1 protein-coding gene and 1 pseudogene are annotated in these 1,637 nt (G+C 49.9%); both read left to right on the top strand.

Features of this window, described 5'->3' with window-relative positions:
- Positions 1 to 629: CYTH domain-containing protein (locus tag A3751_RS09915; RefSeq protein WP_156492362.1), on the top strand; the 629-nt coding region annotated here is incomplete at its 5' end.
- Positions 630 to 859: 230 nt separating this feature from the next.
- Positions 860 to 1,637 (top strand): annotated as a pseudogene (locus A3751_RS09910) (bifunctional glutamine synthetase adenylyltransferase/deadenyltransferase); the annotation flags it as partial.

Genomic DNA, 1,637 nt, shown 5'->3' with positions numbered 1-1,637 from the left:
TAACCCAAGACAATGCAGCGCAAATTAAGATCATGCAGCTTGAAAATATCTATTTTGATACCGAAGATCTGACGCTTCATAAGAATAAAGTGGCTTTGCGGATTCGAAAAAAAGGCGTTGCGCCTAATACCCGTTATATCCAAACGCTTAAAACCGCAGGCAAAAGCGTGAATGGCGTTTCGCAGCGGGGAGAATGGGAATGGGAATTAGCGAAGCCTATTTTGAGCACTAAAGCGTTGGAGTCGCTCGATGTTTGGACTGCACAGTTACATGCTACCAATTTGCAGTTAAAGCCCGTATTTCGAACCGATTTTCAGCGTACCGCCAAGATTGTTCAATGGGGTGGCCACCACTTCGAGTTAGTCTTGGACGAGGGGGAGATCACCGTTCCGGGTACGAAAAAGGCACAGCCGATACATGAGGTCGAGATTGAGTACCTCGGAAGCGCTAAGGTATGCGAGTCGGTTGAGCTAGATGAACGATCTGATGGGCTGAGCCATAGCGGCAGTGCTGCAAAAGAACCGCATGCAGCTATGCTCGAATTAAGTACAACTCTCTGCCAAAAGCTCCCCTTGCGCGCCGACGATATAAGTAAAGCGCAGCGTGGCTATATTCTGTTTTGTTCGTGACGTTTTAGTATTGCTCTGTTCTTCGCTAAGGGCGGATGGTGGCCGCTTATTTTGGGCATGCACTTAGCCGGTGTTTGTCCTGTTACCGTGCACTTAGACTCTCGGCTGTGCTTGATCTTAAGCAAGAATTGCAATGCTGTAGAAAAATCATCCTCGTCGTTGGTTACTTAGAGAAGAGGGCGCTGCTAGACTGATAAATAAGTTGAATCACTTCATGGCACTTCACGTTTATGGAATTAAGCACTGCCCTTTCGGGTTTACCAGCGTCACTTCAAAAACCTGCACAACAAGCGCTTGAGCGTCTCCAAGAAGCCTCAGAGATATCAACGCTTAGTCAGCGCCAATTTAACTTACTCGTAAAGGGCTTGGGGCTTAGCCCATTCGTCGCTGAGGTGTTGCAGCGAAGGCCCGAGCTGATTGTAAACTTGCTTGATGCAGGTTCTCCGCTTTTTTGTGGGCGCAATGAGTCTCAGATGCGCGAGTTGCTTGCGCCTCAAGTCCAGGCATGTGAAACCGAAGACCAGCTTATGGCGGTGCTTCGGCAATTTCGTAATGCCGAGCAGGCGCGCATTATCTGGCGGGATATGTGTAATCTTGGTGCTCTTGATCCAGCAACTGATCCAGCAACTGATTCAACACTCGATTCCACTTTATCCGAGGCGTCTGCTTTGGCCGATGTCTGCATTCAGCAGGCTGCAGAGTGGCTGCACCGAATGCTGAGCGAGAAGCACGGTGTGCCGCGTGATCGAGAGGGCGGCGAGCAGCAGATGATTGTCCTCGGTATGGGCAAACTTGGCGCGAAAGAGCTGAATGTTTCATCGGATATTGATTTGATCTTCGCCTATCCGGCCAGTGGCGAAACGGACCACCCCAGAAAGCCTATCGACAATCACCAGTTTTTTGCCAAGCTGGGTCAGCGGTTAATACATGTGCTTGATGCGCGAACTGTAGACGGCTTTGTCTATCGCGTAGATATGCGCTTGCGTCCGTATGGCAGTAGCGGTGCGT

The sequence above is a fragment of the Oleiphilus sp. HI0080 genome (assembly GCF_001635135.1).
This window is presented reverse-complemented; position numbering and strand designations above follow the sequence as displayed.